The organism is Hydrocoleum sp. CS-953, from assembly GCF_002260545.1.
GTDB lineage: Bacteria > Cyanobacteriota > Cyanobacteriia > Cyanobacteriales > Microcoleaceae > Trichodesmium.
The window spans coordinates 1-1,743 of sequence record NZ_LGSU01000056.1; the positions used below are offsets into that span (position 1 = coordinate 1).

The 1,743-nt window shown below is 34.1% G+C and carries 2 protein-coding genes; both read left to right on the plus strand.

Annotation, left to right across the window (positions count from 1 at the left end; translation table 11 throughout):
* Window positions 1-324: 324 nt before the first annotated feature.
* Window positions 325-702 (plus strand): PadR family transcriptional regulator, encoded by a 378-nt coding sequence (locus AFK68_RS00300; RefSeq protein WP_094670732.1) that lies wholly within the window; start codon window positions 325-327, stop codon window positions 700-702.
* Window positions 703-929: 227 nt separating this feature from the next.
* Complete coding sequence (locus AFK68_RS00305; protein ID WP_094670734.1) at window positions 930-1,466, plus strand: cofactor assembly of complex C subunit B; 537 nt, start codon at window positions 930-932, stop codon at window positions 1,464-1,466.
* Window positions 1,467-1,743 lie beyond the last annotated feature (277 nt).

Below are 1,743 nucleotides of genomic sequence, written 5' to 3' on the forward strand. Positions count from 1 at the left end.
TTACCGAAATAATTAATAATTAAGCAATTAAATAATTAGATAATTCACGCCTTGAAGCCTCCCCTTTCAAGGGGAAAAAAATAAATATGCATCCCCCTTTGTGTCAATCCTCTCCCTTTTAGGGAGAGGTAATTATCAATTATCAATTATCAATTATCCATTATCCATTATCCATTAATGAAAGCATATCTTAGTTTTAACTTCTAACTTTTCCCTTCTGTCTTTTGTCTTATTTTTTTTGATTTTTGACTTGATTCTAGAATGAGTGGTCAGTCTAATGATTAGCACGATAGATTGGAGAGTAGAGTGAGTGGGTAAATTCAGATGACTTGTTTCGAGGACATTTATCAATTTTTCCAAAGTCCCCCTCCGGTCTATCTAAATAAAGAACTAGCGGTGTGCTATATCCTATCTGTATTATTGCAAAGAGACTCTTATGGAACTGAATTGATTGGACAATTAGAAAGGGACTATCCTATTTATCGACTTTCTGACACTGTGTTGTATAGCGCTCTGAAATTTCTGGAAGACCAAGGGACAATTATTGGCTATTGGAAAAAAGTGGAAGGAAGAGGACGTCCACGGAGAATGTATCAAATTATTCCCCAATGGCGACCTCAAGCTATAGATTTGGTCAGACTTTGGTATGAATATACTAATCATGCTCATATTCGGCCTCAAATTCAACCATCCAGCTCGTAAACAGATCGTATAAGATAGGTGGGAACAACTTTGCGGCTGTTTTTGGCCAAAGACTGAAAAATATAGTGTTTTTGTTGCCGATTTTTCTGTGACAATTTTTCAATTATAAAATCTAAATAGAAATATAGGGCCTAGCTGATGTTAGTCACAAAGCAGCTAGTCTTTTTTTATCTTGTAAACTATTGTTAAAGAGAAGACATCAAACAACTATTCAAATCTAAAATTGTATGAATAATACAGCTCTAATATCGTCATTTATTCTGACATTTTTATCTACCATTGGTCTAGTTTTTTTTATCAAGGCATCAGTCAAAGCTCGGACTAAAAATCTGAAACTGATAGCTGAACAAGAAGCTGACTCACTCTTAAAGCAGCTAAAAGAATATTTTAGCGATCGTGCTTACCGAATTGTTGATGCTAATGCAGCTGAGAATAAACTTACATTTGAAGGAATAGTTAGTCCTAGTTGGTTCTTGGCATTTTTCTTAACACTATTAGCAGCAGTAGGTGCTTTATGTTTTGGGTTGGCTGTATCAATGTTAGTTCCTGAATTTGGTCAATACTTTATATGGTTAGTTTTGGTATCCCCTTTAGCAGGTATTTTTTATTGGCAAAAGTCTAAACGTCCAGAAAAAGTAGCTCTGAAGTTGGAAGGAATATTGACTGAGGGTTCTCAAACTAAAAGTTTACTTTCCATAACAGCTCATAGGGATGAATTAGCAGCTTTACAAACAGCTCTAAACTTGAAAGCATACCAAGAATAAAACTAAAAATATAAAAAGTTAGGAGATTGATTAACTTTTGCCTATTTAGTTAGTAAGAAAAACTAACAAACATCAAGAGTTCACCTTTGTCTTAAAACTCCTGAGAAAGAGTGATTTTTAGAACAAACCACGACAGTAACCAAGCTATATTTTAATAAGTTGGTTCAGAGTGGTCAAGCAATTAATCCTATTTTTTTTCAGGTTTTGATAAGTAAAGGGAAAAATTAAAGGGTTTGTGAAAAATTTTCACAGAAAATGGGGGATAACCCAAGCACTT

Excerpts from the sequence above, each read along its gene's own strand:
- AFK68_RS00305 (WP_094670734.1), top strand. The coding sequence starts at position 930 with ATGAATAATACAGCTCTAATATCGTCATTTATTCTGACATTTTTATCT.
- AFK68_RS00300 (WP_094670732.1), top strand. The coding sequence starts at position 325 with ATGACTTGTTTCGAGGACATTTATCAATTTTTCCAAAGTCCCCCTCCG.